Origin of the sequence: Comamonas sp. JNW (genome assembly GCF_003105075.1) — a bacterium.
Taxonomy (GTDB): Bacteria; Pseudomonadota; Gammaproteobacteria; order Burkholderiales; family Burkholderiaceae_C; genus Comamonas; species Comamonas squillarum.
Genome location: NZ_QETI01000003.1, coordinates 393297 through 420121, shown reverse-complemented (window position 1 = coordinate 420121; position 26825 = coordinate 393297). Strand labels below are relative to the sequence as shown.

25 protein-coding genes are annotated in these 26825 nt (G+C 65.3%); 6 read left to right on the top strand and 19 right to left on the bottom strand.

Annotated elements, in window-relative coordinates:
- The first annotated feature begins 1 nt into the window (after position 1).
- Genes DCO45_RS07485 through DCO45_RS07475 form a run of 3 tightly spaced genes read left to right on the top strand, consistent with a single transcriptional unit; the run spans position 2 to position 3057 of the window.
- Positions 2–1252, top strand: a complete 1251-nt coding sequence (locus tag DCO45_RS07485) for an MFS transporter (RefSeq protein ID WP_116925216.1) — start codon at positions 2–4, stop codon at positions 1250–1252.
- Positions 1252–2331: a 2,3-butanediol dehydrogenase gene (locus DCO45_RS07480; protein WP_116925286.1), complete on the top strand. Its 1080-nt coding sequence runs from the start codon at positions 1252–1254 to the stop codon at positions 2329–2331. The genes DCO45_RS07485 and DCO45_RS07480 overlap by 1 nt, the downstream gene beginning before the upstream one ends.
- A 12-nt stretch (positions 2332–2343) precedes the next feature.
- Positions 2344–3057 carry an SDR family oxidoreductase gene (locus DCO45_RS07475; RefSeq protein ID WP_116925215.1) on the top strand — a complete coding sequence of 238 codons (714 nt, stop codon included), beginning with the start codon at positions 2344–2346 and terminating at the stop codon, positions 3055–3057.
- Between the two features lie 105 nt (positions 3058–3162).
- Here DCO45_RS07475 and DCO45_RS07470 read toward each other — a convergent pair whose 3' ends face one another.
- From DCO45_RS07470 to DCO45_RS07435, 8 genes are all read right to left on the bottom strand, one after another.
- Entirely contained in the window at positions 3163–4179 is a 1017-nt protein-coding gene (locus DCO45_RS07470) for an aldo/keto reductase (protein WP_116925285.1), read from the bottom strand.
- A 70-nt stretch (positions 4180–4249) separates the two neighbouring features.
- Positions 4250–5206: a Gfo/Idh/MocA family oxidoreductase gene (locus DCO45_RS07465; RefSeq protein ID WP_116925214.1), complete on the bottom strand. Its 957-nt coding sequence runs from the start codon at positions 5204–5206 to the stop codon at positions 4250–4252.
- Positions 5207–5283: 77 nt separating this feature from the next.
- Entirely contained in the window at positions 5284–6153 is an 870-nt protein-coding gene (locus DCO45_RS07460) for a class III extradiol dioxygenase subunit beta (RefSeq protein ID WP_116925213.1), read from the bottom strand.
- A gap of 1 nt (position 6154) precedes the next feature.
- A complete protein-coding gene (ligA, locus tag DCO45_RS07455) occupies positions 6155–6592 on the bottom strand; it encodes a protocatechuate 4,5-dioxygenase subunit alpha (RefSeq protein ID WP_116925212.1) in 438 nt (145 codons plus the stop codon).
- 77 nt (positions 6593–6669) lie between these two features.
- Entirely contained in the window at positions 6670–7587 is a 918-nt protein-coding gene (locus tag DCO45_RS07450; RefSeq protein ID WP_116925211.1) for an amidohydrolase family protein, read from the bottom strand.
- Positions 7588–7599: 12 nt separating this feature from the next.
- Positions 7600–8283 (bottom strand): 4-carboxy-4-hydroxy-2-oxoadipate aldolase/oxaloacetate decarboxylase, encoded by a 684-nt coding sequence (gene ligK / locus DCO45_RS07445; protein WP_116925284.1) that lies wholly within the window; start codon positions 8281–8283, stop codon positions 7600–7602.
- Positions 8284–8315: 32 nt separating this feature from the next.
- Positions 8316–9344, bottom strand: coding sequence for an amidohydrolase family protein (locus tag DCO45_RS07440; RefSeq protein WP_116925210.1), 1029 nt, complete (start codon positions 9342–9344; stop codon positions 8316–8318).
- 69 nt (positions 9345–9413) lie between these two features.
- A complete protein-coding gene (locus DCO45_RS07435; protein ID WP_116925209.1) occupies positions 9414–10532 on the bottom strand; it encodes a 4-oxalomesaconate tautomerase in 1119 nt (372 codons plus the stop codon).
- Between the two features lie 193 nt (positions 10533–10725).
- Here DCO45_RS07435 and DCO45_RS07430 point away from each other — a divergent pair, with 193 nt between their 5' ends.
- Entirely contained in the window at positions 10726–11235 is a 510-nt protein-coding gene (locus DCO45_RS07430) for a hypothetical protein (RefSeq protein WP_133248089.1), read from the top strand.
- A 120-nt stretch (positions 11236–11355) separates the two neighbouring features.
- Here the strand turns inward: DCO45_RS07430 and DCO45_RS07425 are convergent, their stop codons facing one another.
- Positions 11356–11658 (bottom strand): DUF883 family protein, encoded by a 303-nt coding sequence (locus DCO45_RS07425; RefSeq protein WP_116925207.1) that lies wholly within the window; start codon positions 11656–11658, stop codon positions 11356–11358.
- Between the two features lie 233 nt (positions 11659–11891).
- Between DCO45_RS07425 and DCO45_RS07420 the strand changes: the two genes are divergently transcribed.
- Both DCO45_RS07420 and DCO45_RS07415 read left to right on the top strand, forming a co-directional pair.
- Positions 11892–12152 carry a hypothetical protein gene (locus DCO45_RS07420; protein ID WP_232539609.1) on the top strand — a complete coding sequence of 87 codons (261 nt, stop codon included), beginning with the start codon at positions 11892–11894 and terminating at the stop codon, positions 12150–12152.
- A gap of 176 nt (positions 12153–12328) precedes the next feature.
- Positions 12329–12523 carry a hypothetical protein gene (locus DCO45_RS07415; RefSeq protein WP_133248088.1) on the top strand — a complete coding sequence of 65 codons (195 nt, stop codon included), beginning with the start codon at positions 12329–12331 and terminating at the stop codon, positions 12521–12523.
- A 213-nt stretch (positions 12524–12736) separates the two neighbouring features.
- On the opposite strand, the gene DCO45_RS07410 is transcribed toward DCO45_RS07415, so the two are convergent.
- The 10 genes from DCO45_RS07410 to acnD form a co-directional block, all read right to left on the bottom strand.
- The gene (locus tag DCO45_RS07410) at positions 12737–15820 is read right to left on the bottom strand and encodes an efflux RND transporter permease subunit (RefSeq protein WP_116925204.1); all 3084 of its coding nucleotides are present in this window, start codon (positions 15818–15820) and stop codon (positions 12737–12739) included.
- A complete protein-coding gene (locus DCO45_RS07405) occupies positions 15817–16989 on the bottom strand; it encodes an efflux RND transporter periplasmic adaptor subunit (protein ID WP_116925203.1) in 1173 nt (390 codons plus the stop codon). The genes DCO45_RS07410 and DCO45_RS07405 overlap by 4 nt, the downstream gene beginning before the upstream one ends.
- Positions 16990–17011: 22 nt before the next feature.
- Positions 17012–18454, bottom strand: a complete 1443-nt coding sequence (locus DCO45_RS07400) for a TolC family protein (RefSeq protein WP_116925202.1) — start codon at positions 18452–18454, stop codon at positions 17012–17014.
- 11 nt (positions 18455–18465) lie between these two features.
- The gene (locus tag DCO45_RS07395) at positions 18466–19113 is read right to left on the bottom strand and encodes a MarR family transcriptional regulator (RefSeq protein ID WP_165841146.1); all 648 of its coding nucleotides are present in this window, start codon (positions 19111–19113) and stop codon (positions 18466–18468) included.
- A 144-nt stretch (positions 19114–19257) separates the two neighbouring features.
- Complete coding sequence (locus DCO45_RS07390) at positions 19258–20322, bottom strand: PAS domain-containing protein (RefSeq protein WP_116925200.1); 1065 nt, start codon at positions 20320–20322, stop codon at positions 19258–19260.
- A gap of 7 nt (positions 20323–20329) precedes the next feature.
- Entirely contained in the window at positions 20330–21166 is an 837-nt protein-coding gene (locus DCO45_RS07385; protein ID WP_116925283.1) for a hypothetical protein, read from the bottom strand.
- Positions 21167–21242: 76 nt separating this feature from the next.
- Positions 21243–21932: a response regulator transcription factor gene (locus DCO45_RS07380; RefSeq protein WP_116925199.1), complete on the bottom strand. Its 690-nt coding sequence runs from the start codon at positions 21930–21932 to the stop codon at positions 21243–21245.
- A 114-nt stretch (positions 21933–22046) separates the two neighbouring features.
- Complete coding sequence (locus DCO45_RS07375; RefSeq protein WP_116925198.1) at positions 22047–22907, bottom strand: isocitrate lyase/phosphoenolpyruvate mutase family protein; 861 nt, start codon at positions 22905–22907, stop codon at positions 22047–22049.
- A gap of 15 nt (positions 22908–22922) precedes the next feature.
- A complete protein-coding gene (prpF, locus tag DCO45_RS07370) occupies positions 22923–24122 on the bottom strand; it encodes a 2-methylaconitate cis-trans isomerase PrpF (RefSeq protein ID WP_116925197.1) in 1200 nt (399 codons plus the stop codon).
- 25 nt (positions 24123–24147) lie between these two features.
- On the bottom strand, positions 24148–26787 hold the full coding sequence (gene acnD, locus DCO45_RS07365; protein WP_116925196.1) for a Fe/S-dependent 2-methylisocitrate dehydratase AcnD: 2640 nt from the start codon (positions 26785–26787) through the stop codon (positions 24148–24150).
- Between the last annotated feature and the right edge of the window lie 38 nt (positions 26788–26825).

Here is a 26825-nt window from a genome sequence, read left to right as displayed (position 1 = left end):
CATGAAACCATCCTCCATCCGCGCCTTGTGGACCTATGAGAACCGGCTGCTGCTGATCCTCTTTCTGACCTTCGGCTTTGTCTTTTTTGACCGCCTGGCGCTGTCCTTTCTGTTCCCCTTCATGCAAGATGAGCTCGATCTGAGCCAGACCCAGCTGGGCATGATCTCCTCGGCCCTGGCACTGACCTGGGCCCTCTCCGGGGCGATTGCGGGCGCCTGGTCCGATGCGCGCGCCAAGCGCAAGGCCTTGCTGGTGGTGTCCGTGCTGGGCTTTTCCATCTGCTCGGCCTTGTCCGGGCTCGTTGGGGGTTTCATCAGCCTGCTGGTGTTCCGCGCGCTGATGGGCCTGGCAGAAGGGCCGGTGCTGCCCATCGCGCAGTCCCTGATGATCCAAAGCTCCACGCCTTCGCGGCGCGGCCTCAATATGGGCTTGCTGCAGGGCTCGTCGGCCGGTCTGATTGGCGCAATGATCGGGCCACCGGTGGTCATTGGCCTGGCCACACATTTTGGCTGGCGCGTGGCCTTTTATGTCACCGTCATCCCCGGCATGCTGATCGCCCTGTGCATCTGGCGCTGGGTGCATGAACACCCGGGTGGCGCTCCTGCCGCAGACGCCAAGCCAGCGCCGATCAACCGCTGGGCCCTGCTGCGTGAGCGCAATGTGCTGCTGTGCATGCTCATCAGCTGCTTTTTCCTTACCTGGTTCATCATCATCATCTCGTTTGCGCCCACCTTTCTCGTCAAATACCGCGCGTTTTCGCCGGGCGACATGGGCTTGGTGATGACCTGCCTGGGCGCCGCCTGGGTGTTCTGGGGCTTTGCGGTACCCGCCATCTCCGACCGGATCGGACGCAAAACAGCGCTGGCCATCTTTGCACCGATTGCGGCGATGTGCCCTATCGCGCTGATCTATGGGGATTCGGCCGTCGCCTTGGGTGCGGTGGTGTTCTTCACCTATACCGGCCTGGGGTGTTTTACCCTCTTCATGGCAACGGTCCCGGCTGAAACCGTGCCGCCCCAGGTATTGACCGGCGCGCTGGGCCTCATCATGGGCGCGGGCGAGTTGGTGGGCGGCTTTGTGGCCCCCACTGCTGCGGGCCTAGCGGCCGACCATTACGGCCTGCCGGTGACGATGTGGATAGCGGCTGCTGGGGCACTGGTGGCAGGGCTGCTCGCGCTGGGTCTGAAGGAAACCGCCCCGCTGGTGCTGCAGCGCCGTGCCGCTGCGGGAGTTGCAGGAGCTGCGCCATGATGCGCGCGTTGCGCTGGCATGGCGCCCAGGATCTGCGCCTGGAGCAGATCCCCATCCCCCGCCCCGGCCCCCAGCAAGTACGGATTGCGGTGCAGTACTGCGGCATCTGCGGCAGTGATTTGCACGAATACGAATCAGGCCCCCATGCCATCCCGGTCGGCACCGCCCACGCGGTCTCGGGGCGCAGCGCGCCTTTGACGCTGGGCCACGAGTTCTGTGGCACGGTGGTCGAGCTGGGCAGCGAGGTCACCGGCCTACAGGTGGGTGACCGGGTGGCGGTGGAGCCCGAGTACCGCTGCAGCCACTGCGCTTACTGCGGCAGCGGCGCCTACAACCTCTGCGCCGACATGGGTTTTGCCGGGCTGATGGGTGACGGCGGCATGGCCGAGTTTGCCGTAGTGCCCAGCTACATGCTCCATCGCCTGCCCGATGCGGTGACGCTGGAACAGGCCGCTGTGCTGGAGCCCGCTGCCGTCGCGCTGCATGCGCTGCGCCGCAGCCAGTTGGCTGAATGCGCCAGTTGCGCCATCTTCGGGCTGGGCCCCATCGGGCTGCTGCTGGTCACGCTCGCCAAACTGCAAGGAGCGGGCACCATCATTGCGGTGGATGTATCGCCCCAGCGCCTGCACATGGCAAAGCAGGCAGGCGCCAGCCACCTCGTCGATGCCAAGGGCCTCACGCCGCGCGAGTTGCGGCACACCATCGCCTCGGCCACTGCCGGCCTGGGCGTAGACACCAGCTTTGAAGCCGCCGGCCTGCAAGCCACGTTCGAAGGCGCATTGCGCGCACTGCGCAAAGGCGGAAACATGGTGATGGTGGGGCTCATGTCCGAGGCGCGGCTCGACGCCTTTGACGCCGTCAACCGTGAGCTGAGCCTGGTGGCCAGCGTCGGCTACCGCGATGTGTACCCGGAATTGATCGGGCGCATCGCGGCCGGCTCCTTCGACCCCAGCGCCATCATCACCCGAACAGTCCCGCTCGAACAGGCGGTCAGTAACGGCTTTGCAGCACTGGTGCAGGACCGGTCCCAGATCAAGATTCTCGTGAGCCCGAGCGCGGGCTGCAAAAACCAGCATTAGGAAACACCCAGGATGTCCACCATCGAAGAAAACGTCATTCTCATTACCGGCGGCACCTCCGGCATTGGCGCGAGCACCGCGCTGCACTTTGCCCACGCCGGCGCCTCCGTGCTGGCCCTGGGGCTGGACGCGCAGGGCCTGCATGCGCCGCGCCATCCCCGCATCCAGTGCCTGGAGCTCGATGTCTGTGACAGCGCCAAGCTGAGCCAGACGATCGCCGAGCTGCCCCGGCTCGATGCGCTGGTCAACGCGGCGGGCATCAGCCGCCATGCACAGGAATACCAGCCAGAGGCCTTCTTGCAAGTCATCCACACCAATTTGACGGCCGTGATGCAGGCCTCGATGGCCGCTGCGCCACATCTGCTGCAACGCCAGGGCTGCATCGTCAATGTGGCATCGATGTACAGCTACTTCGGCAGCAAGGACCGCCCCGCCTACAGTGCCAGCAAGGGCGGCATCGTGCAGCTGACGCGCTCGCTGGCCCAAACCTGGGCGCATGAGGGCGTGCGTGTCAATGCGGTCGCTCCCGGCTGGATTGCCACCCCCTTGAGCGAAGGCCTGATGGCCGACCCCAAGGCCTCGGCAGGCATTCTGTCTCGCACCCCCATGCAGCGCTGGGGCCATGCGTCCGAGGTGGCGGCGGTGATCGGTTTTCTGTGCTCACCCGCCGCATCCTTTGTCAACGGCGCCGTCATTCCCGTCGATGGCGGCTACCTGACGGTCTAGTCCCAGCGCGCGGGATGGCAGGTAGCACAGGACAGCGGGACGGGGAGTCGGGTCGATCCGCTCCCCGTTCTGCACAGCGCCCCCAAGCGCCCTGTCAGCCTGGCATCAGCACTGCTCGAACGCAAACTTTTCGGTATCCACCTCGCGCTGCGAGGCTGGTGCATAACGCTCGCCTTCGATGGCCTCCGGGGCAAACAAGGCGTCGAGCTCGGCCAGCAAGCCGGTATCCAGCCGCACACTGCCGCCACGCAGATTTTCATGCAAATGGTCTATATCGGTGGTACCTGGCAGCGCAACCACATGCTCGCCCTGGTGCAGCACCCAGGCAATGGCCAGTTCGGCCAGGCTGCAGTCCGCGCGCTCGGCAATCGCCTGCATGGGCGCCAGCAGCCGCAGGTTCTTGGCATAGGCCTCGGGCTGGAAACGGGGCATGCCCGCACGGATATCGCCCGGCACCCATTGGGTGCCGGCAGGCAATTTGCCTGACAGAAAAGCCCGGCCCATCGGGCTGAAGGCTACATAGGCAATGCCCAGCTCGCGGCAAGCCTGCAAGCTTCCCAACTCGGCATTGCGTGACCACAGCGAATACTCGCTTTGCAAGGCCGCAATCGGGTGGGTGGCATGGGCGCGCCGCAGCGTCTCCGCCCCGACCTCGGACAGGCCTAGCGCCCGGACCTTGCCCTCTTCCACCAGGCGCGACATCGCGCCCACCGATTCTTCGATCGGCACCCGCCGGTCCCAGCGGTGCAGGTAGTACAGGTCAATGACATCGGTGCCCAGACGCTGCAAGCTGTCTTCGCAATGGCGGCGCAAGGTCTTGGGATGGCCATCAATCACACGGCGCATCACGCCATCATCGCCACGCACGCCCGCCATACCGCACTTGCTCGCCAGCGTAATGCGGTGGCGGTGCGGCTTGAGCACCGGCCCGACCAGCGCTTCATTGGCGCCAAAGCCGTAGAGCGCTGCTGTATCAAACAAGGTGACCCCGGCATCGAGCGCTGCATGCAGCAGCGCCTGGGCCTGCGCCTGCGTGGCCGGGTGGCCATAGGCATGGCTCAGGTTCATGCAACCCAGGGCGACAGGGCCGACCTGGAAGGGGCCAATAAGGCGATCGCTCATCATCTCTCCTGAAAAACCAAAACCGCCTGCGATAAGGTGTGCAGGCGGTTCACGACTGGTCGGGCCGATATTACTGCAGCTGCTGCTCCAAAGCATGCAAAACCTGGTAGCAGGGCAACACCTGGGCGATGCTGGCGCGGGGCTGGCGGCCCTCGCGGATGGCGGCGAAAAACTCGCGGTCCTGCAGCTCGATGCCATTCATCGACACGTCCACCTGCGAGACATCGATGGCCTGACCCTGGCCATCGAGCAACTCGTCATAACGCGCCACATAGGTGCCCGTGTCGCCGATATAGCGAAAGAAAGTACCCAATGGGCCATCGTTGTTGAAAGACAGGCTCAGGGTGCACAGGGCGCCATTGGCCGCCTTGAGCACGATGCCCATGTCCATCGCAATGCCCAGCTCGGGGTGCAGCGGCCCTTGCACGGCATGGGATTGCACGATGGGACTGCCGGCCTGGTGGGCGAACAAATCGACCGTGTGCGCCGCATGGTGCCAGAGCAGATGGTCGGTCCAGCTGCGCGGCTGACCCAAGGCGTTCGTATTGCTGCGGCGGAAAAAGTGGGTCTGCACATCCATTTGCTGGAGCCGGAAGCTGCCCGCCTGCACCTTTTGCTGGATCCATTGGTGGCTGGGATTGAAGCGGCGGGTATGGCCACACATCGCCACCAGGCCACTGGATTTTTGCAGCTCGGCCACCGCCAGCGCGTCTTCCAACCGGTCGGCGAGCGGAATCTCCACCTGCACATGCTTGCCTGCCAGCAAGCACTGGCGCGCCTGGCTGGCATGCAGCTGCGTGGGCGTGCACAGAATCACCGCATCCACCTGCGGCCGCGCCAGGCTGTCCTGCAAGCTGGTGGCCACATGCGCAATGGCATATTGCTCGGCCACCTGCCGCGCCTTGGACAAATCGGGGTCGACCAGGGACACAACCTGCACCCCGGGGATATGCGCAATGCCTTCCAGGTGTTTGAGGCCAAAGGCGCCCGCTCCTGCAAGCGCTACGTTGATGGGTCGACGTGTCATGGTGTCCTCCAGGGTGTCTGGGTGCCCAAATCAGCAACTGGGCGATGCGTACCAAAAATCAGAAACATCAGCGTCTCTCAAGCGTTTTCTAGAATCAGGTGACCCACGGCGGTGTTGGAGGCCGGCACATGGTAGAAGCGGTGCTTGACCGTGGGCCGCTTAGCAGGATCGGCCACATCGGCCATCGCGCCACGGGCAATCAGCCACATGACCAGCTCAATCCCCTCGGAGCCCGCCTCTCGCACATAGTCGATATGGGGCACCTTGGCCAAACTGGCGGGGCGGTGGATCAGCTGGTCCAGGAAGCAGTTGTCCCACTCCTGGTTGATCAGACCCGCACGCGTGCCTTGCAGCTGATGGCTCATGCCACCGGTGCCCCAGATCTGCACGTTGAGGTCGGCGTCAAAGCTCTCCACCGCCTTGCGGATCGCATTGCCCAGGCTGAAGCAGCGCTGGCCCGAGGGGACGGGGTACTGCACCACATTGACGGCAAACGGAATGACCGGGCAAGGCCAGGCACCGCCATCGGCGGGCTGCTCTCCGCACATCAGGGACAGCGGCACGGTGAGCCCATGGTCTACATCCATCTTGTTGACGATGGTCAGGTCAAAATCCTGCTGTATCACCGACTGCGCGATATGCGAGGCCAGCTCAGGATGGCCGATCACGTTCGGCACCGGTCGCGGCCCCCAGCCTTCATCGGCTGGCGAGTAGGCCGCACCCGTGCCGATGGCAAAGGTGGGAATCAGGTCCAGGCTGAAGGCTGTTGCATGGTCGTTGTAGACCAGAAATATGACGTCGGGCGGGTTCTCGCGCATCCACTGGCGCGAATATTCATAGCCTTGGAAGAGCGGCTGCCAGTAGGCTTGCTGGGTGAGGCCCTGGTCGATGGCCACGCCAATGGCGGGCACATGTGAGGTGAACACCGATGCGCTGATGCGTGCCATATCAGACCCCCTCCTGGATGGCGATGCCGCCTGTCGGCTGCGCCGGCGTGCCAGCCGCCTCATGCATGAAGCGGCACCCCTCCACCGAGCGACCACCGGCGATCATCATTGCGCGGTAAGCCTCCTCGCTCATGCCCGTCATCGAGCCGGCCATTTGCTGAAAGCTCTTGCCATCGGTGGCCCCGATCTTGGCCAGAAAATAGATATTTCCGCCTGTGCGTATGCACCAATTCAGGTCGCGGGCCATCACGGCCTGCTTCTGCTCCTCGGTCATATCCCAGCCGTCCAGATAGGCCCGCTCATCGGCCTTGAAACGCGCCCGGTTGTCCGCTTGCATCAACGACATGCAAAACTGGTTGAGCCAATAGCCCTTGCGTGACTGGTCAGCATCAAATACCACGGTGCCCGGCACATCAAGATAGGGTTTTTCTAAAGCCATATTTTTCTTTCCAAGTTGGTCATGGGGTCTTGGCCCGCAGCCCGATGGGCGGATCCGCGTGGAAACATCCTGTGGGCTCATGCCTCCTCTGGCCAATACAGACGCATGGGGTTGTCCACCAGCAACTGGTGGCGCAGCGCAGGCGTGGGGGCGATCTGGGCGATGAAATCCACCAGCAAGCCGTCATCGGGCATGTGGCCCTTAAGATTGGGATGGGGCCAATCGGTGCCCCAGAGCACACGGCTGGGAAAGGCCTCGACCACCCGGCGCGCAAAAGGCACCACATCCTGGTAGGCGCGGCGCTCGCCATGCAGCGCCTGCGGGCCCGTCAGCGACAAGCGCTCCGGGCAGCTGACCTTGCACCAGAGGTTGTCGCTCTCGTGCATCAGCTGCAAAAACATGCCGAACTCCGGCCCATCGGCGGCTTGGCCGACATCGGGGCGCCCCATGTGGTCTACCACGACGGGGGTGGGCAAGCGGCGCAAGAATGGCCACAGCTCAGGCAGGTCCTGCGCTTCAAAATAAACCACCACATGCCAGCCCCAAGCGGCGATGCGCTCGGCAATCTCCTGGAGTTCATCCTGCGGGGTCACATCCACCAGCCGCTTGACAAAGTTAAAGCGCACGCCCCGCACGCCGGCCAGGTGCAGCTCTTGCAGCTCCTGGTCGGTGATGCTGCGCCGCACGGTGGCGACCCCCCGCGCTTTGCCGCCGGATGTCTTGCAGGCATCGACCATGGCCCGGTTGTCCGCACCGTGGCAGGTAGCTTGCACAATCACATTGCGCGAGAAGCCCAGGTGGTCACGCAATGCAAACAGCTGCTGCTTGCTGGCATCACAGGGGGTGTATTTGCGCTCAGCGGCAAAGGGGAACTCCGCAGCCGGCCCAAACACATGGCAGTGCGCATCTACAGCACCCTCGGGTAACTGCAGCACAGGCTTTGCCGGCCAGGGATGCCAATCCAGCCAGCCGGGGGTTTTGACAGACAAGGACACGATGCAACCCCTTTAGTCGATATAGCGCAGGCCGGATTTGGCCAGCGGCGCACGCATCTGGTAGAGATCCAGCCCCAACACGCCAGCGGCCAGCTGGGCACGTTTGGCCATCTCAAAACGCTCTCGGTCCAGCGCGGTCTCCCAGGTGGCAGGCGCGATGGCGGCAGGCACGCAGACCACACCATCGTCATCGGCCACGATCACATCGCCCGGGGTGACCCACATGCCGGCGCAGACGACCGGGATGTTGACCGAGCCCAGCGTTGCCTTGATCGTGCCCTTGGAGGACACCGTCCGGCTCCAGACGGGGAACCCCATCTCCTGCAAGGCCTTGGTATCGCGCACGCCCGCATCGATGACCAGCGCCCGTGCGCCACGCGCCTGAAAGCTGGTGGCCAGCAGGTCGCCAAAATAGCCATCGCTGCATGGTGAGGTCACGGCCGCCACGACGATGTCGCCAGGCTGGATCTGCTCTGCCGCCACATGCAACATCCAGTTGTCGCCGGGCTGGAGCAGCACCGTCACCGCTGTGCCGGAGACACACTGGCCCGCGGCGATGGGACGCAGCGCTGGCTGGAGCAGGCCGACACGGCCCATGGCCTCATGCACCGTGGCCGAACCCAGAGGGGCCAGGCCATCGGCTGCGGCACGGTCAGCACGCTGGATATGGCGGTAAACAACACCGAGTTCATACATGGAAATGTCCTTGTTGGTGGGTGGCGGGCGCTTCACAGCCCCCGGTGGCGAAGCACGGCATCCAGGCGCGGAAACACGCGGCGCGCATTGCCCTCGTAGACCTGATGTCGCTCTTCGTCGTTGAGATGAGGCGTTGCCTCGATATAGCGCCGGGTGTCGTCGTAGTGGTGGCCGGTTTGCAGATCGATGCCGCGCACCGCCCCCACCATTTCGCTGGCAAACAGAATGTTTTTGACTGGCAGCACCCGGGTGAGCAAGTCAATGCCGGCCTGGTGGTAGACACAGGTGTCAAAATACAGGTTGTTGAGCAGGTGCTCCTCGAGCAAGGGCTTGCCCAGCGCCTGCGCCAGCCCCCGAAACCGCCCCCAGTGGTAAGGCGCGGCCCCTCCTCCGTGGGGGATCAGCAGGCGCAGCGTGGGAAAGTCCTGGAACAGCGCACTGTCGAGGCACTGCATAAAGGCCGTTGTGTCGGCATTGAGGTAGTGCGCGCCAGTGGTGTGAAAGCAGGCATTGCAACTGGTGGAGACATGCACCATCGCGGGGATGTCGTACTCCACCATCTTTTCGTAAATCGGGTACCAGGAGCGGTCAGACAGCGGCGGCGCAGTCCAGTGCCCACCGGAGGGATCAGGGTTGAGGTTGATCGCCACATTGCCGTATTGCTCGACACAGCGCACCAGCTCGGTGATGCAGGTGCGGGGATCGACACCCGGGGACTGGGGCAGCATCGCGGCCGGCACAAAGTGGTCGGGGAACAGCTCGCTCACGCGAAAGCACAGCTCATTGCAGACCTCGGCCCAGGCGCTCGATGTCTCGAAATCGCCGATATGGTGGGCCATGAAGCTGGCGCGCGGGCTGAAGACGGTCAGGTCCAGCCCCCGCTGGCGCATCAGCTGGAGTTGGTTGCACTCGATGGTCTCGCGAATCTCGTCATCGCTGATGCGCAAATCTGCGGCCCGAGGCGTCAGGCGTGGGTCCTTGAGGCCAGCCATCTGCAGGTCGCGCCACTGGCCCAAGCCAGCAGGTGCGGTTGTGTAATGCCCATGTACATCAATAATCATGCGGTGCTCCTCCCTGTTTGTTCTCTTTGGTAGCGCTTGCAGCCAAACGTGGCTTTGTATGGCCCAGCGTTACACGGGCCCTGCCCAGATGGCGCTGGGCACCATCACCTCGCCGCGCATCAGCACCCGCGCTGTGCGCAGCAAGGCCACCTGGGGCGGCGCATCGGCCTGCGCCACGCCCTGCTTGAGCTTGACGCTCAACACGCCGGAGGGATGCTCGATGGCGACCGTATCGGCATCGGCACCGCTGGCCCGCCGGGCCCATCCGTCACAGACGGAGCCTGGCAGCTCAACGGCCGTGCCCACCGTGACCGCGGCCAGCACGCCAATGCTTTCGTGGCACACATGGGGGATAAAGCTGCGCGTGCTGATCGCACCGCCATGCCGGGGCGGCGCCACCAGGGTCATCTTGGGGTAGTTTTTGGCAGAGACGTCACCCAGACCCATGGCCTTCGCGGCCTGCAGGCGCAGCGCCTCCAGCCGGCGCCGAAGATGGTGGTGGGCATCGAGCTGGGCAACGGTCTCATAGCCGCTGGCACCCATATCCTTTGCTTTGACCATCACCAACGGCATGCCGTTGTCGATGCAGGTCACCTCCACGCTGAATGGCGCAAAGCCCTCTCCTGCCACGTCCATGCGCTCGCGCGCCTTGCCGGTGGGCAGCAGGCTCTTGCAGACCGACCCCGCTGTTTCCTGAAAACAGATCTCGATCGGCGCAGCGCTGCCCGGCACGCCATCGATGCGGGCGTCTCCGCCATCTGCCAGCTGGCCGCCAGATAGCGGCAGCGTGATATCGGCCAGCATGCCGGTGTTGCGGGCCAACACGCGAAAGCTGGCACGCTCACCTTGGGCCTGCACCATGCCCGAGGCCAGCGCAAAGGGCACCGCCGCGGCCAGCATATTGCCGCAGTTGGGGCGGGTATCGACCGTGCCCATGTCCGGCTGCACCTGGGCGAACAGAAACTCCAGATCCACCCCCGCTTGCGCCGAGCGGCTGACAATGCCGATCTTGCTGGTCAGCGCATGCCCGCCGCCAATGCCGTCGATCTGCCGGCCGTCGGGTGAGCCCATTGCGGCCAACAGCACCCGGTCCCGCGTGGCCGTATCCTGGGGCAAATGGGCGGCATTGAAGAATGGCCCTTTGGACGTGCCGCCCCGCATCAGCAGGCAAGGAATCGCTGTTGGCATGGAATGCTCCCCGTGTTCTGTTGGTATCCATTCTGGGGACAGACACCACAAAGAGCCACGGGCACAGCGGCCTAGCAGCTATACCCTGCTGGCATATCTGCGCCGCACAGGCAACGCACAGGCGCGCCTCGTCCTACGGCAGATGGCATCGGCTGCTGTCAGGCCTTCACCCGCCTCTGTCCTAGCATGGGGCATGCTGATTAAGAGAGCTACCTCCAAAGTTTCTAGGAAAGCGGCCGCCGCGCTGGCGAGCCTGTGTATCGCTGCCACGGCCTCTGCGATGAGCGATGAGGAGCTCCGCGCTGAAACCGACCGCATTGCGGCCCAGTACAGCACGGCCATCGCCCATTGCCAGTCGCTGCAGGGCAACGACAAGCACATCTGCATAGAGGATGCCAAAGGCAGCCAGCGCGTGGCCCAGGCCGAGCGCGATGCCAAAGTGCTGGGCGACGCCGGCCACAGTTACCAGGTGCGTGTGGCCAGAGCCGAAGCAGACTACCGCGTTGCCAACGAGCGCTGCAATGAGATGCGCGGTGATGCCGTCGGCATCTGCAAAAAAGACGCCGAGGCGGCCTATCGCAAAGCCCAGCAAGATGCCCAGGTCAAACGCGTGGAGGCGCCCCCTGCGATGTCCACTGACCGTCCCTTGACTCCGCTGGCGCCTGCCCGCAGCGACTTGCCCCTCGCAAACCCGCCGCGTTGATGCCGCATGGCGCGGCGCCGGTGGACATGGCGCAAAAAAACCTGCCCTGACCCGATGCGGTCAGCGCAGGTTTTCTCGCATGCACAAAGGGCCGGCGCCGCCAGCCCCAAAATTTGGCGATCAGCGACGGCAGGCTGCGTAGCCCAGCACCACACCAATGGCCAATGCTGCGCCTGCAATGTGCCAGGGCTCGTCATGCGCATATTTGTCAGTGCAGGCGGCGGTGTGCTTGGTTTGCGCAATGGCGCGGGCTGCGGAATCGCGGGCCATGCCCATGCCCTCGTCCATGCGCTCGCGAATGCGCTTGATCTCGGGGATCGCATCGAGCTCCTTGACCGACAGCAGTGCACGCACATCGCCCACCAACTGGTCGACATCCCCCTTCACATCGGAGAGGCTGACTTGTCGCTTCTTGAAAAACATGTTCTTTCCTTTCTTGTACCAAGCCCAAAATGTGCTCTAGCTCATACCTTATCCAAAGACAAACTAGCGCCATGTAGGAAAGCCGCCCGCATCGGCGTGCAAGGGTTCTGCTATCAGCGGTGGCAGAACAAAACCATGCTTTGGCGCACAAGCGCTGCCCCCGCTTTTCCTACACACAAGCCTTGCCTTGCAGTCCACCATGGGCGCTGAGCCCCATGAACCCTGGAGGATGTATGCCAGACCAAGCCCCCGAGAAAACCAACCCGCCCGCGAGCGACGAGACCAAGATCAACACCACCCGCAAGCAGCAGCCCCATGACACCGGCTCGCAGGCCAAGATGCCCCATGAAAAAGACCAGTCCGTGGGGGAGACCAGCCCAGAGCCCTCGCCCGAGATGGAGCAAGCCCATACAGATCTCAAGCGCGGTCTGATCGATACCGATGCGCGTGCCCCCGACGGCCGGCCCAAAGCAAGCAAACCATCGGCCACTTGAGGCATTTCATCGCCGCAGACATCAGCGGTACAGCATTCGAAAACCCTATTTGGGGGCAAATGATTTATTTTGTAACATGATCAAATATACAAATGCATCTATAGGATAAATCTTGCTTTCGTACTAAGCTGTCCACGTTGGAGCCCGTCCATGTGGCACCGACAGGAAGGTTTGCCGTGTCGCAACGAAAGCAGGAGGATGCTGCCACAGGCGATTACCTGGAACAGCTCAAAGCCGAAGGTGCCAGTCTTTTGATGCAGAACCCACAGGAAGGTACGCCCGAGCACGCCAAGATGATGCTGATTGACGCCAAGATTGACCAACTCACCAGCCCCATTACCGTCCCGAACTGGAAGGAAACAGGTTTGTGAACCGCAGCCCGCTGATCCAGCGGGTTTTTTGTTGCCCGGCGCAACCGCTGCGCCGGGGGCCGCACGGCAGCGAACTTGGAGCCGCTAACACGACCCAGCAAACCGGAGGTTTGCGGTTGAGACGAGGTGTCAAACCGCAGACAGTACAAACGTACGGCAAGGCTTGAGGCGGCCGGCTAGGCAACGACGTATCAAGGGTTTTGTTTGCGGCTCTCATTGGTGGGCCTGTAGCGTCTCCCGCTGATCCTGAGCACTGGGCAAGGTCACCCAGCGCGCCAGTTTGGGCCGCAGCCAGTTCTCCAGATCATCCATCACCGCATAGACCACCGGCACCAGCACCAGCGACAAGGCGGTGGACGACACCAGCCCGCCGATGACGGCAACGGCGAGCGGCTGGCGGAACTCCGAGCCGCTGCTCACGCCCAAAGCGGTAGGCAGCATGCCCATGGCCATCGCAATCGTGGTCATGATGATCGGCCGGGTGCGCTCATGGGCGGCTTCCAGCAGGGCCTCGGTCTGGCTCTTGCCCATGCGCTCGGCCTCCACCGCATGCTCGACCAGCAAGATCGAGTTCTTCGCCGCCAGGCCCATCAGCATCAGCAAGCCAATCAGCACCGGCAGGTTCAGCTCTCCGCCTGTTGCCAGCAAGGCCAAAAAGGCGCCGGCCAGCGACAGCGGCAGTGCCGCCAGAATCACCACCGGTTTGACAAAGCTGCGGAACAGCAAGATCAGCACGCCAAAGATCAGCCCCACCCCCGCCATGATGGCCAGGCCAAAGCTGGCAAACAGCTCCTGCATGCCCTCGGCATCGCCATAGAGCGGGCGCGATACGCCCTCGGGCAGGTTCTTCAGGAACGGCAGCGCATCCACGGCCGCATTGGCCTGGCCCAGCGACACGCCATGGACCTCCGCCTCCAAGGTGATGCGGCGCTCGCGGTCAAAGCGATCGATGTGGGATTCGCCCACCTGGAAATGCATGTCCGCCACCGCCGACAAGGGCACCGTGCCACCCTGCCCCGTGGGCACGCGCAGCGCGCCAATACTGTCCAGATCACGCAAGGTACCCTGGGGCAGCCGCACGCGCACCGCCAGCCGCTGGCGCCCGGTGTTGAACTTGGAGGCGGTCGCATCCAGGTCACCCAGGCTGGCCATGCGCGCCACCTCGGCCACCACATCGGGGGTCACGCCCAGGCGCGCGGCCGCATCGGGCTTGAGCCGTATCACCAGCTCGGGGCCCGGGTTGGGCGCCACCTGGTGCACATTGGCCAGCATGGGCAGGCCGCGCAGCTCGCGCTCGGCGTCTGCCGCCGTGCGCCGCAGCAGCTCGCCATGGTGGCCACCCAGGATTACCTGCAGGTTCTGCGTGCCGCCGCCTTCGCTCTCGCTATAGCTCAGCCGCACATCGGGCACCTGCAGCAGCAGAGGCCGCAGATGGTCCTGGAAGGCCTTGGTCGTCATCGAGCGCGGTGATTTGAGCTGCACAATCACGCTGCCCTTGCGCGGGTCGCCATCGCGCTGGCTGCTGCCCACACTGACAAACACATCCTGCACATCGCCTTGCTGGCGGAGCAAACGGGTCAGGCTGGCGGCCGAGGCGCGCATGTCTTCGGTGGTCGCGCCGGGCGCGCCTTGCAGGTTGATCTGCACCGTGCCGCCATCGCCCTTGGGCGCAAAGCCGGTGGGCAGCAGCGAGGCGAGCACCAGCGAGCCCACAAAAATCAGCACCCCGCCGCCAATCGACAGCCAGCGGTGCGACAAAGTCCATTCCAGCAACTGGCGGTAGCGGCCAGTAAAGGGCTTGTGCGGATGGGGCTGCGCCGAGGGTTTGAGCAAATAGGCGCACATCAGCGGTGACAGCAGGCGCGCCACCAAGAGCGAAAACATCACCGACACGGCCACCGTCACCCCGAACTCGCGGAAGTACGGTCCCGCATAGCCACCCATAAATGCAACGGGCAAAAACACCACGGCAATCGCCAAGGTGGTGGCCACCACCGCCAGCCCAATCGCGTCGGCCCCTTCCATCGAGGCGCGCCAGGGCGAGGCGCCGGCCTGCACCCGCTTCTGGATGTTCTCCACCTCGACAATCGCGTCATCGACCAGCACGCCGATCACCAAGGTCAAGGCCAGCAGGGACAGCATATTGAGCGAATAGCCGAGCCAATGGATCACCGCAAACGTGGGGACCAGCGAGATCGGCATGGCCACCGCCGCAATGAGCGTCGCGCGCCAGTCGCGCAAGAACATGAACACGACGACCGCCGCCAGCAGCATGCCTTCGAGCAAGGTCGCCACCGTGGCATCAAAGCTCTCGCGGGTGTTCTTGGCGCCCGATGACACCAGCTGGTACGAGACCCCGGGCTGCTCCTTGGCCAGCGCCGCCACCGCCTTGGCCACCGCCGTCTCCACATCCACGTCGGACGCGGCCTTGGTCTTCATCACCTGAAAACCGACCACCGCCTCGCCATTCAAGGCCGCAAAGCCGCGCCGGTCGCTGGCGCCACTGGCCACGGTGGCCACATCACCCAGGCGCAGATGGCGGCCGTCACGGGTGGCAATCACCAGCTGCTCAAGCTCCTGCACCGATGGGGCGGCCGCGAGGATACGCACCTGCTGCTCCTGCGCACCAATCTGCGTGCGGCCGCCCGATGCATCGAGGTTGTGCGCGCGCAGCGCATCGTTCACCGCCACGGCCGTCAGTCCCAGCGCCTGCAGCTTGGCGGGGTCCAGCGTCACGGTGATGTCGCGCGCCACACCGCCGACCTGGGTCACCTGCCCCACCCCTGGCAGCGCCACCAGCTTGCGCGCCACCACATCCTCAATGAACCAGTTCAGTTCCACATCGTCCATGCCCGGGGCGGAGACCGCATAGGTCAGCAAGGGCATGGCATCAAAATCGAGGCGCTCGACAATCGGCGGCTCGATGCTGGCTGGCAGGTTGGCGCGCACACGGTCAATGGCCGCCCGCACCTCGTCGACGGCCCGCTGCGGCTCCAGCCCAATCTCGAACTCCACCAAGGTCAGCGACATGCCCTGGGTGACGGTCGAGATCACATGCTTGACGCGGGCGACATTGGCCACCCCGTCTTCCACCACGCGGGTGACCTGGGTTTCCACCTCGGTGGCCGCCGCGCTGGGCAAGGCCACTGCCACCTGCACGATGGGAAAGGACACATCCGGGTAGAGCTTGATCGGCATGACACGGTAGGCCATCAGCCCGGCCACCAGGATGGCGATGAACAGCACCACCACGGGGATCGGGTTCTGGATGGACCAGGCGGAGATACGCAGCTTCATCGCTGGCCTCCAGCCGCAGCAGCAGGTGCAGGTGCAGGTGCCGCCTCCGGCGTGGCAGGCACGGCGGCCGGCTGGGCAGCGCCATTGATCTGCACCCGGTCCCCCTCCAGCACAAAGGCGCCGCCGCCCAAGGCCAGGCGCGTGCCCAGCGGCGGGCCATCGCGCAAGGCCACCCAGCCCTGGGCACGGGCGCCCAGGCTCACCGGCAGCTTGCGGATACGGCTGTCGGCATCGATCGTGGCCAGCTGCGGGCCACCGGCTTCAAAGTGGATGGCTTTTTCTGGCACTGCCGCCACCGGTGCGGCCGCCTGCGCAAAACGCGCCTGCGCAAAGCCGCCGGGGCGCAGATCGGCCCGCACCGGCAGCGCCACGCGCACCTGGGCCAGCTTGGTCTTGTCGTCCACCCGGCGCGACAAAAGCCGCACCTGGCCCTCCAGCTCAACACCCGAAGCCAGGGTCACCGCCACCTGGTTGCCCGGCTGGATACGGTCCACCTGGTCCTCGGGCACCTCGGCAGCCAGCTCCACCATGCCGTCCCGCGCCAGGCGGAACATCGCCTCGCCCCCAGGGCTGGCCACATCGCCCCGGCGCACATTGCGCTGCAGCACCACACCGGCCACCGGCGCGCGCAGCACCATGCGCTCGGCCTCTACGCGCAGCCCCGCCAGGTTGGCCGCTGCCACATCGGCATTGGCCTGGGCGCTGGCCGCTGCCGTGCGGCGCTGCTGGATCTGCTCGTCCGACAGCACGCCCTGGCCGTCCAGGCCTTCGACCCGTGCCGATTCGGCCCGGGCCTGCCTGGCCTGCGCCTTGGCCTGCACCAGGCTGGCCTGGGCCTGGGCAATCTTGGCCTGCAGCAAGCCGTCATCGAGCCGCGCCAGCGGCTGGCCGGCACGTACCTGGTCGCCCTCATCGGCCAGCAGCGCGGCCACCCGGTAGCCGCTCAGCTCCGGGCCAATCGCAATTTCTTCGCGCGCCACCAGCAGGCCCGATGCCTGCTGCACCCCACCCATGGGACGCAGCTCCACCTGCGCCACGCTCACCGTTCGCACCACCTCGGCCACCGGCTTCGCAGTCTTGTCCGCACTGCCTTCGGAGCAGGCCACCAGGCCCAGCAGGGCCAGCGACCCCAGGCCTAGCCCCAAGCCCACGCGCCATCCGCTTGTCATTGATTGCAGCATTGCATCCCTCTCAATTTGTCTTCTCTGTGTCGGTGCCCAGCGCATCCCGGGGCCAACCGCCGCCCAGCGCCTGGAACACCTGCACCGCATGCGCCAAGGCTTCAGCGCGCGCCTGGGTCAGGCCACCGCGCGAGTCGCGGTAGACCTGCTCGGCATCGAGCACCACCACCAGGTCAAAAAAGCCGGCCTCATAGCCCTTGCGCGCCGCCTCATAGGCGGTCTGCGCCCGCGCCTCGGCCTGCGCCAGCACTTTCAGCCGCTGTGTATCGGGCGCCATGCGGAGCAGCGCCTGGTCCGTCTCGGAAAACGCGCGCTGCACCACCTGCTCATAGGCGATCACCGCCTGCTCGGCGCGGGCGCCCTGAGCGCGGGCGTTGGCCAACAAGCGCGGGCGGTCCAGTACCGGCATGGCCACATTGCCTGCCAGCGACCACAGCCCGGTGCTGAGCGACGCGCCCTGCTTTTGCCAGTTCAGCCCCAGCCCGGGCGTCAAGGTGATGCTGGGCAGCAGCGCCAGGCGCGACAGCTCCAGGCCGCCCGCGGCCGCATCCATCTGCGCCTGGGCCTGCAGCACATCGGGGCGCCGCGCCAGCAAATCCGCAGGCAAGGCACGCGGCAGCGCCGGCGCCTGGGTTTGGCTGTCATCGAGCACCAGGGCCGACAAGGGCTGGTCGCCCTGCCCCACCAGCACCAGCAAGGCGCGCCGTGCGGCATCGAGCTGCGACTGCAGCACCAGCGCATTGGCCTGGGCTGCCAGCAAGCTGGCATCGACCCGCGCCACATCGGCCAGCGCCACCAGGCCGCGCTCGAGCTTGCGCGCCAGCACCTGCTGCAGGCGGGTCTGGATGGTGATCGTCGCCTGGGCATCGGCCAGCGCAGCGGTCAGGCGCTGGGCCTCAAACAGGCTGCGCGCCACTTCGGCCACCAAGGCCGCGCGCTCGCCATAGGCGCCATAGAGCGCCGCGCCAAAGTCGCCATCGGCCTGCCGCGCCAGCGCATCACCCCGGCCCAGCACATCGAGCTCCCAGGAGACTTGCAGGTCCAGCCCGGCGCTGCTTTGCCGGCCCAGGCCAACCCCACCCGCCGATGCACCGCCCAGCCGCTGCACGCTTCTGCGCTCGCCGCTGGCGCGCAGGCCGCCCTGGGGCTGGTACTGGGTCAGCGTCGCCTCGCGCACCGCCCTGGCCTCGCGCACCCGCGCCAGCGCCATCCGCGCCTCGGTGCTGGCCGCCAAGGCCTGGTCCACCAGGCGGTTGAGCTGGGGCTGCTCGAACAGGGTCCACCAGGTATCGAGCTGGGGCGCCGCCTGCGCTGGCTGCAGGTCCGGCAACGAAGAGGCCACCGAAAACTGCGACGCCACCACCGGCGCTGGCGCGGGCGCATCCGGCACCGACGAGCACCCCGACAAAGCCGCCAGGCACAGCGGCGCGGCCGCCCATAGAACGTATTTCATGGCTCGGGTACTCAGTCTGGTGCTTTGCGGCTGGATGACGGCGCGCGAGCTTGGCGCACTTTAGGTGCTTTAGGCATTTTGGGCGTGGTTGCAGCAGCGGCTGCCGCCCTCTCGGCACGTGCCGATCGCCGGGCAGGCACCGGTGGCGCCGCCGCCTGCTTTTGCCGCTCGGCCAGCTTGGCCAGCAGCTCCTGCAAGGTCTGGGCCGTCACCGCATGAAAATCCTGCGCCTGCTTGAGGCGCGCGGTGGCATCAGCGGACAGCGGGCTGGCCGCCAGCAGCTCATCCACATAGGTCGTAAAGCGCTGGCAATCGGCAATGCTCTGCTCCAGCACGATCAAGAAGGGGTTGGCGCGCAGGCTGAAAAAGTCCTGGCGCTCGCCGCGCATCGCCACCCGCTCGATGATCCCCAGGCGTTCGAGCAAACGGGTATTGGTGCTCACGCTGGCGCGGCTGGCCTGCATGCGCTCGGCCAGCTCGGCAAAGCTGATGGGCCCGCCATCGAGCAAAAAGATGCCGATCAGGCGCCCTGCAATCCGGGGCAGGCCACTGGTTTCCGCCTGGATCGCATTGCGCTCGATAAACAGCTCGCGCGCTTCCAGCGCTTCATGCGCCTTCTTGGCCGCCGAGGCCGCCTTCGCCTTGTCCTGCTGGGTCACAGCCACCGTCCTTTATCCATATTGTTCAGTCACCGCTGAACAATATAAACGAATTCGGGTTGACCCTAGTTATTAGAAGTAACGCTCGCCTAAAAAAGAAAAAGGGCCGTGGTGGTCGGCCCTGCGGTGCTGTGCTACTGGTAGTCAGGACTGGCGCAAGGCCAGCCGCGCCGTCAGCAGGGTGCGCCCCGGCTCGGAATCGATCTCGAGCACGCCGCCCACGCGGCCGATACGCACGGCCATCGAGCGCATGCCGATGCCCAGGCCCGAAGCCTCCACGGCTGCGGCATCAAAGCCCACGCCATCATCTTCGATCTCCAGCACCAGCGCATCGGCCTCAGGCTGCAGAAAGGACAGGCGCACCTGGCGCGCCTGGCTGTGCTTGATGACATTGGTGAGGCCCTCCTCGACCAGGCGCGTCATCGCCAGGTACTGCAGCGCATCGGGCGGTGTGCGCCAGGCGGGCGCAAACTGCCAGTCGCAGCGGATGTCGAGCGCATCGAACAGGTTGGCAAAGCGGTGGCGCAACGGGGCCAGCCACTCCTGCGGCGACGCGGGCACGCGCACCTGGGCCGAGGAGTTGCTGTCAATGGTCTGGCGCAGGTCATCACGAATGTGCTTGAGCATGGACAGCACCTGGGGCCGCGTCAGGCTGCCACCGCCGCCCTGCTCCACGGCAGCAATCATGTGCACCAGCGAACCACCGAGCCCGTCATGAAGGTCATGGGTCAGGGCCAGGCGCTCTTGCAGGCGCGCGTTCGACAGCTTTTGTGCATCGAGCTCGGCCTTGACCTGCTCGGCCTTCTTCTGCTCGGTGATGTCGAAGGTAAAGCCGATCAGCCCGGTGGTCTCGCCCTGTGCATCGCACAGCACATGCACCACCTCGCGCACCCAGACAAAGCTGCCTTCACTGGTCAGCGCGCGGTACTCAGCCTCGTGGTCCACGCCGGCCAGGCACAGCCCCACGCAGCGGTTGACCGTCGTGTCGCGCTCGTCCGGGTGGATACGCTCGGCCCAATCGTTCACCGTCTGCCAGCTGTCCTGGGGCCAGCCCAGCAGCGCCTCGATCTGTGGGCCCACATAGGTGTACTTTTTGCTCGCCCAATCGATGCGGAACGGAATCGCCAACGTGGACTCCAGCAACGTTTGGTAGAGGCCGTTGTCGGTATCGGGCTCCAGGGTGCGTAGACGAGGCTGCGTATCGAGCATAGGGGTGTCAGGGTTGCGTCAACAAGGGGTGAACCGTCGGCAACGCATTCCAGAACCAGTAGAAGTACCCGCTGTCTTTGGGCAGCAAGGTCAGGGTCTGCACACTTCTTTGTGTGCCTCCCCGCCAACAGGCCAGGGCTGAATTGCGGTTGCCGTGCAGATCGATATAGGCCGCATTCGGGATTTTGGGCCTGGGCGGCATGTACAAGGCCATGCCCCGGGGCACCCAAAGATCGGCGAGAAAGATTCTATCCCGCTGGGGCCAATAGCGCCCTACCGAAATCACCAGTGGCAGCTGGGAATCTACCGACGAGAACACATGCGGGAAATCATGGTGCTCCAGGTCGGTGCAGACCGTGGGCTGCAGCTGGTTGCGCTGCGCATCGTCCAGGTACGGACATTGCTGACCTGCAAACATGCCGTACTCAAACGGGGTGTTCTCCAGATGGCGGATCGGGCTTTGCATGCGCAGGCCCTGGCCCGGCTCGATCAAGGTGATGCCAAACGCAGCAGCGGCCTCGCGCGTGGCCCACAGCGGCTCGTACACCACCTCGGTGGCGACGAACTCCAACTTAGTCTCCTCACCAAATGTTGTCGGCGGCAAGCGATGCGTGCCACTGACCTGGTAGCCGCGACCCCAAGAGGGCTCGGGGGAACCGGCCGCGGGGCTGCCCGCCACCGGAGTGCCGGCCACAGGCTGCAGCTCCTTCACCGCTGCAGGGAGCTTGTCCTTGAATGTGGGCATGCCATCGATATTGCAGACATAGGGCTTCTCCTGCGTATCGACCCATGTGCCGATACCGTCTCGAATCAGCAAAGGCGCATCAAAAAAAGTGTGGGGCACGGTCAATCACTCCAGATGGGATGGGCGGGCGGTTGGGGGAAAGCGAGAAAAGGGACCAGCGCTGCGCGCGTCCGGCTCAATCCACCAGGCGGCGCCGGCGCGCTTCCTGCGCTGCCTGGGTGCGCGAGGACACCGACAGCTTGCGGTAGACATTCTTGATATGCGACTCGACCGTGTAGCGCGACAGAAACAGGCGCTCGGCAATCTCGCGGTTGCTCAGGCCCTCGACCACGAGGTGCAGGATAGTGTGTTCGCGCGCACTCAAGCCCGGGTCGTCCGCCGCCTGCACGGCTGGCGGGGCTTGCAGCGGCAGCTCCTCAATAATGCGCCGGGCAATAAAGGGGTCGATGGGCGCGCCGCCGCGCAGCACGCTGCGCAAGGCCATGGCCATTTCCATGTCGTCGCGCTCCTTGAGCACATAGCCCACGGCGCCCGCGCGCAAGGCCGCCCAGATCATTTCCTGCGTGCTCCAGGCAGACACCACCAGCATCGGCAAGTTGGGCGCCTGGGCATGGAGCTCCTCGATCAGCTCGATACCACTGCCATCGGGCAGGCCCAGGTCCACCAGCACCAGTGATACGGTGTGGGCCTCGCCCGCCAGGTAAGCGCGCGCCTGGGCGAGCGACCCGGCCATCACCAGCGCATCGCTGCTGTAGCCCAGCTGCTGCAGCAAGCCCTGCAGCCGGTTGCGCACCAGCGGGTTGTCCTCCACCACCAGTACGGGTGCGGGCAGTGCGAGATCGGCGGTGAGCATCTGGGTGGGCATGGGATCCGTTCATATTCCAAGTGCTGCAATTATTCCGCAAGCCCAGGCCCTTGCCCCTCACTGAAACTGGTGAATTTCAGCGCCGTGACGGTTTGCTGGGTCGTGTTAGCGACTCTAAGTAAACCGCTTCTCCAGCGCATCCCAGGCGGGCTTGCCCACCAGGCGCTGGCGCTCGGCAAAGGTGGCCACCAGGCCGCTCGCCTCCTGCACCGACTTCTTATCGCGCAGCACGGTCAAGGTCTTTTGCATGCCGGCCACTGCCCCCTGCAGCGCCGCATTGGCATAGAGGACGATGCCGTAGCCCAGCGCGCCCAGTTGCTCGGCATCAAAAATGGGGGTCTTGCCGCCAATCACCATGTTCATCAGCTGCGGGGTGGCGAGCCGCTTGGGCAGCGCGCGGATCTCTTCGGCGCTGGTGACCGCCTCGACAAACAAAATATCGGCCCCGGCTTCGGCAAAGCGCTGGGCCCGCTCCACCGCCGCCTCAAAGCCATGGGTGGCCGCCGCATCGGTGCGCGCCATGATCAGCAGGTTCGGGTCGCGCCGGGCATCGACGGCGGCCTTGATCTTGCTCACCGCCTCTTCGGTGGAGACCACCTCCTTGCCGTTGAAATGCCCGCAGCGCTTGGGCGCGACCTGGTCTTCGAGCTGGATGCAGTCGGCACCGGCACGCTCCAGGGTGCGCACCGTGTGGTAGACATTGAGCGCATTGCCAAAACCGGTATCGGCATCGACCAGCAAGGGCACACTGACCGTATCGCGGATGCGCGCCGTGTGGTCGGCGATCTCAGCGAGGCCCATAAAGCCCTGGTCCGGCAGGCCCAACCACATATTGGTCACGCCCGCGCCGGTCACGTAAATCGCCTCAAAGCCCAGGTCCTCGATCACCTTGGCCGACAGCGCATTGAAGGCGCCCGGCACCAGCACGCCCCGGCGCGCCGCCACCATGTCTTTCAGCAGTTGCTTGGTATCCATCCCACAGTCCCCCGTTCAAAAACAATCGCCCGGCACCCGCACGGCGCCTTCCATCAGAATGCGTGCGCTGCGGCTCATCAGCGCCTTGGTCACCACCCACTGGCCATCCTGCAGGCGCGCCTCCGCTCCCACCCGCAGGGTTCCCGAGGGGTGGCCAAAGCGCACCGCGCTGCGCTCGCCGCCACCGGCGGCCAGGTTGACCAGGGTACCCGGCACGGCTGCAGCCGTGCCAATGGCCACCGCTGCCGTGCCCATCATCGCGTGGTGCAGCTGGCCCATCGACAGCGCCCGCACCAGCAAGTCCACGTCCTGCGCCTCCACCGCCTTGCCGCTCGATGCCGTGTAGCTGGCCGGCGGCGCCACAAAGGCAATCTTGGGCGTGTGCTGGCGGCTCGCGGCCTCGGCCAGGTCCTGGATCAGGCCCATCTTCAGCGCGCCGCAGGCACGAATCGCTTCCAGGCGCGCCAAGGCCTGCGCATCGCCATTGATATCGCCCTGCAGCTCGCAGCCGGTGTAGCCCAGGTCTTGCGCATTGAGAAAGATCGTCGGGATGCCGGCATTGATCAAGGTCGCGGCAAAGCGGCCTACCCCTGGCACATCGAGCTGGTCCACCAGCTGGCCGGTGGGGAACATGGCGCCACCATCCTCGCCCTCATCAGCCGGGTCCATGAAGGCCAGCTGCACCTCGGCAGCGGGAAAGCTCACGCCATCGAGCGCAAAGTCGCCGCTCTCCTGCACCTGTCCGTTGCGGATGGGCACCTGGGCCATGATGGTCTTGCCGATATTGGCCTGCCATATACGCACCGTGCACAGCCCGTTGTGCGGGATGCGGGCCGGATCGATCAGGCCCATCGCGATCGCGCAGGGGCCGACGGCGGCCGAGAGGTTGCCGCAGTTGCCACTCCAGTCCACCAAGGGCTTGTCGATGGCCACCTGGCCAAACAGGTAGTCCACATCATGGTCAGCGCGAGTGCTCCTGGCCAGCAGCACCGCCTTGCTGGTGCTGGAGGACGCATTGCCCAGGCCATCGATCTGCTTGCCATAGGGGTCGGGGCTGCCCAGGGTGCGCAGCAAGATCGCATCGCGCGCCGCGCCAGACTGCTGCGCGGGCAGCGGCAAATCCGGCACATGGAAGAACACCCCCTTGCTGGTGCCGCCCCGCATATAAATGGCGGGGATCTTGATCTGGGGAGGATGGGCGGTCAGGTTCGTCATGGTCGTTCAGAAAAAAACTAGGCATTCACACCGAGGCCGGTTGCACCGCGCGCGATGCCAGAAAATCCTGCGCAAAGCGCTGCAGCACGCCGCCTGCCTCGTAGACAGACAGCTCCTCGCCGGTATCGAGGCGGCAGGTCAGCGGCACGCGGTCCACCAGGCCGCTGCGGCGCCAGATCACCAGGCTCAGCGTAGCGCGCGCTGTGCGTTCACCTTCCACATCATAGGTCTCCGTACCATCCAATTGCAGCGTCTTGCGTGTCGTGCCCGGCTGGAACTCCAGAGGCAGCACACCCATACCGATCAAGTTGGTGCGGTGGATGCGCTCAAAACCCTCGGCCACCACTGCCTCCACCCCCGCCAGGCGCACGCCCTTGGCGGCCCAGTCGCGGCTGGAGCCCTGGCCATAGTCGGCACCGGCAATGATGATCAGCGGCTGGCGGCGCTGCAGATAGGTCTCCATCGCCTCCCACATGCGCACCACCTGCCCCTCGGGCTCGATGCGGGCCAGCGAGCCTTTTTGCACCTGGCCACCCACCACGGCCATCTCGTTGACCAGCTGGGGGTTGGCAAAGGTCGCGCGCATGGCGGTCAGGTGGTCGCCCCGGTGCGTGGCGTAGGAGTTGAAGTCCTCCTCGGGCAGGCCCATCTTGGCCAGGTACTCGCCAGCGGCCGAGCTGGGCAGAATGGCGTTGGATGGCGAGAGGTGGTCGGTAGTGATGTTGTCGGGCAGCAGTGCCAGCGGCCGCAGCCCCTTGAGCGTGCGCGGATGCGCTGCCAGCGCGCCCACACCTTCGGTGTCCCAATACGGCGGGCGGCGGATATAGGTGGACTGGGGGCGCCAAGCGTACTGCGGAGCCGCCCGCTCGCCGTTGTCTGCCTGGACTGCAAACATGGGCTCGTACACCGCGCGGTACTGCGCAGGCTTGACCGCTTGCGCCACCACGGCATCGATCTCCGCGTCGCTCGGCCACAGGTCCTGCAGCCGGATCTCCTGCCCGTTCACGACGGCCAGCACGTCCTTTTCGATGTCAAAGCGGATGGTGCCCGCCATCGCATAGGCCACCACCAGCGGTGGCGAGGCCAGAAACGCCTGCTTGGCATAGGGGTGGATGCGTCCGTCAAAATTGCGGTTGCCCGACAGCACTGCGGTGGTGTAGAGGTCGCGTTCAATGATCTGCTGCTGGATCTGCGTATCGAGCGCGCCGCTCATGCCATTGCAGGTGGTGCAGGCAAAGGCGACGATGCCAAAGCCCAGCGCCTCCAGGTCCTCCAGCAGACCCGCCTCTTGCAGGTACAGCTGCACCGCCTTGGATCCGGGCGCGAGCGAGGTCTTGACCCAGGGCTTGCGCACCAGGCCCAGGCGCCGCGCATTGCGCGCCAGCAGCGCCGCAGCGATCACATTTCGCGGATTGCTGGTGTTGGTGCAGCTGGTGATGGCGGCGATGATGATGGCACCATCGGGCAGCAGGCCCTGGGCTTCTTGGGCGCGCGCCAGCGCCAGGGGCTCGGCGCCGGCAATGCCGCGCGCGGTCAGCTGCGAGGTCGGCAGACGCCGGTGCGGGTTGGACGGACCCGCCATATTGCGCACCACCGTCGACAGGTCAAACTGCAGCACCCGCTCGTACTGCACCTCGTGCAGGCTGTCCGCCCAAAATCCGGCGGTCCTGGCATAGGTCTCGACCAGCTGCACCTGCGCTTCATCCCGGCCCGTCAGCCGCAGGTAGGCCAGCGTCTGCGCATCCACCGCAAACAGCGCGGCAGTGGCGCCATACTCCGGGCACATATTGGCAATGGTGGCGCGGTCACCAACCGAGAGGCTGCGCGCGCCCTCGCCATAAAACTCCAGATACGCGCCCACCACTTTTTGCTGGCGCAGGAACTCGGTCAGCGCCAGCACGATGTCAGTCGCGGTAATGCCCGGCTGGGGCTGGCCGCTCAATGCCACGCCGACAATATCGGGCAGGCGCATCCAAGAGGCCCGGCCCAGCATCACATTCTCCGCCTCCAGCCCGCCCACCCCCACCGCAATCACACCCAGCGCATCGACATGGGGCGTATGGCTGTCGGTGCCCACGCAGGTATCGGGAAAGGCGACACCGTCCTGCACATACACCACCGGCGACATCTTCTCCAAGTTGATCTGGTGCATGATGCCGTTGCCCGCGGGGATCACATCCACATTGGCAAAGGCCCGCTTGCTCCATTCGATGAAATGGAAGCGGTCCTCATTGCGGCGGTCCTCGATCGCGCGGTTTTTCTCAAAGGCCTGCGGGTCAAATCCGCCGCATTCGACGGCCAGCGAATGGTCGACGATTAGCTGCACCGGCACCACCGGGTTGACGGCGGCCGGATCGCCGCCCGCCTGGGCAATCGCATCGCGCAGGCCGGCCAGGTCCACCAAGGCCGTCTGGCCCAGGATGTCATGGCAGACCACGCGCACGGGAAACCAGGGAAAGTCGATATCGCGCCTGCGCTCGATCAGCTGGCGCAGGTAGTCTGACAGCTGCGCCGGGTCGGCGCGGCGCACCAGGTTTTCGGCATGGACGCGCGCCGTATACGGCAGCTGCGCCCAGGCGCCGGGCGCCAGCGCATCGACTGCCGCCTGCGCATCAAAATAATCCAGGCCGGTGCCGGCCAGTGCTTGTCGGTAATTGCTGTTCATGGGGCAGTGCGGACCGGCGGGCTGGGCCGCCCGCAGGG

What these genes read in the sequence shown, in the direction of transcription:
- DCO45_RS07485 (WP_116925216.1), top strand. Translation starts at nt 2, where the DNA reads ATGAAACCATCCTCCATCCGCGCCTTGTGGACCTATGAGAACCGGCTG.
- DCO45_RS07480 (WP_116925286.1), top strand. Translation starts at nt 1,252, where the DNA reads ATGCGCGCGTTGCGCTGGCATGGCGCCCAGGATCTGCGCCTGGAGCAG.
- DCO45_RS07475 (WP_116925215.1), top strand. Translation starts at nt 2,344, where the DNA reads ATGTCCACCATCGAAGAAAACGTCATTCTCATTACCGGCGGCACCTCC.
- DCO45_RS07470 (WP_116925285.1), bottom strand. Translation starts at nt 4,179, where the DNA reads ATGAGCGATCGCCTTATTGGCCCCTTCCAGGTCGGCCCTGTCGCCCTG.
- DCO45_RS07465 (WP_116925214.1), bottom strand. Translation starts at nt 5,206, where the DNA reads ATGACACGTCGACCCATCAACGTAGCGCTTGCAGGAGCGGGCGCCTTT.
- DCO45_RS07460 (WP_116925213.1), bottom strand. Translation starts at nt 6,153, where the DNA reads ATGGCACGCATCAGCGCATCGGTGTTCACCTCACATGTGCCCGCCATT.
- ligA (WP_116925212.1), bottom strand. Translation starts at nt 6,592, where the DNA reads ATGGCTTTAGAAAAACCCTATCTTGATGTGCCGGGCACCGTGGTATTT.
- ligK (WP_116925284.1), bottom strand. Translation starts at nt 8,283, where the DNA reads ATGTATGAACTCGGTGTTGTTTACCGCCATATCCAGCGTGCTGACCGT.
- DCO45_RS07440 (WP_116925210.1), bottom strand. Translation starts at nt 9,344, where the DNA reads ATGATTATTGATGTACATGGGCATTACACAACCGCACCTGCTGGCTTG.
- DCO45_RS07435 (WP_116925209.1), bottom strand. Translation starts at nt 10,532, where the DNA reads ATGCCAACAGCGATTCCTTGCCTGCTGATGCGGGGCGGCACGTCCAAA.
- DCO45_RS07430 (WP_133248089.1), top strand. Translation starts at nt 10,726, where the DNA reads ATGCTGATTAAGAGAGCTACCTCCAAAGTTTCTAGGAAAGCGGCCGCC.
- DCO45_RS07425 (WP_116925207.1), bottom strand. Translation starts at nt 11,658, where the DNA reads ATGTTTTTCAAGAAGCGACAAGTCAGCCTCTCCGATGTGAAGGGGGAT.
- DCO45_RS07420 (WP_232539609.1), top strand. Translation starts at nt 11,892, where the DNA reads ATGCCAGACCAAGCCCCCGAGAAAACCAACCCGCCCGCGAGCGACGAG.
- DCO45_RS07410 (WP_116925204.1), bottom strand. Translation starts at nt 15,820, where the DNA reads ATGAAGCTGCGTATCTCCGCCTGGTCCATCCAGAACCCGATCCCCGTG.
- DCO45_RS07405 (WP_116925203.1), bottom strand. Translation starts at nt 16,989, where the DNA reads ATGACAAGCGGATGGCGCGTGGGCTTGGGGCTAGGCCTGGGGTCGCTG.
- DCO45_RS07400 (WP_116925202.1), bottom strand. Translation starts at nt 18,454, where the DNA reads ATGAAATACGTTCTATGGGCGGCCGCGCCGCTGTGCCTGGCGGCTTTG.
- DCO45_RS07390 (WP_116925200.1), bottom strand. Translation starts at nt 20,322, where the DNA reads ATGCTCGATACGCAGCCTCGTCTACGCACCCTGGAGCCCGATACCGAC.
- DCO45_RS07380 (WP_116925199.1), bottom strand. Translation starts at nt 21,932, where the DNA reads ATGCCCACCCAGATGCTCACCGCCGATCTCGCACTGCCCGCACCCGTA.
- DCO45_RS07375 (WP_116925198.1), bottom strand. Translation starts at nt 22,907, where the DNA reads ATGGATACCAAGCAACTGCTGAAAGACATGGTGGCGGCGCGCCGGGGC.
- prpF (WP_116925197.1), bottom strand. Translation starts at nt 24,122, where the DNA reads ATGACGAACCTGACCGCCCATCCTCCCCAGATCAAGATCCCCGCCATT.
- acnD (WP_116925196.1), bottom strand. Translation starts at nt 26,787, where the DNA reads ATGAACAGCAATTACCGACAAGCACTGGCCGGCACCGGCCTGGATTAT.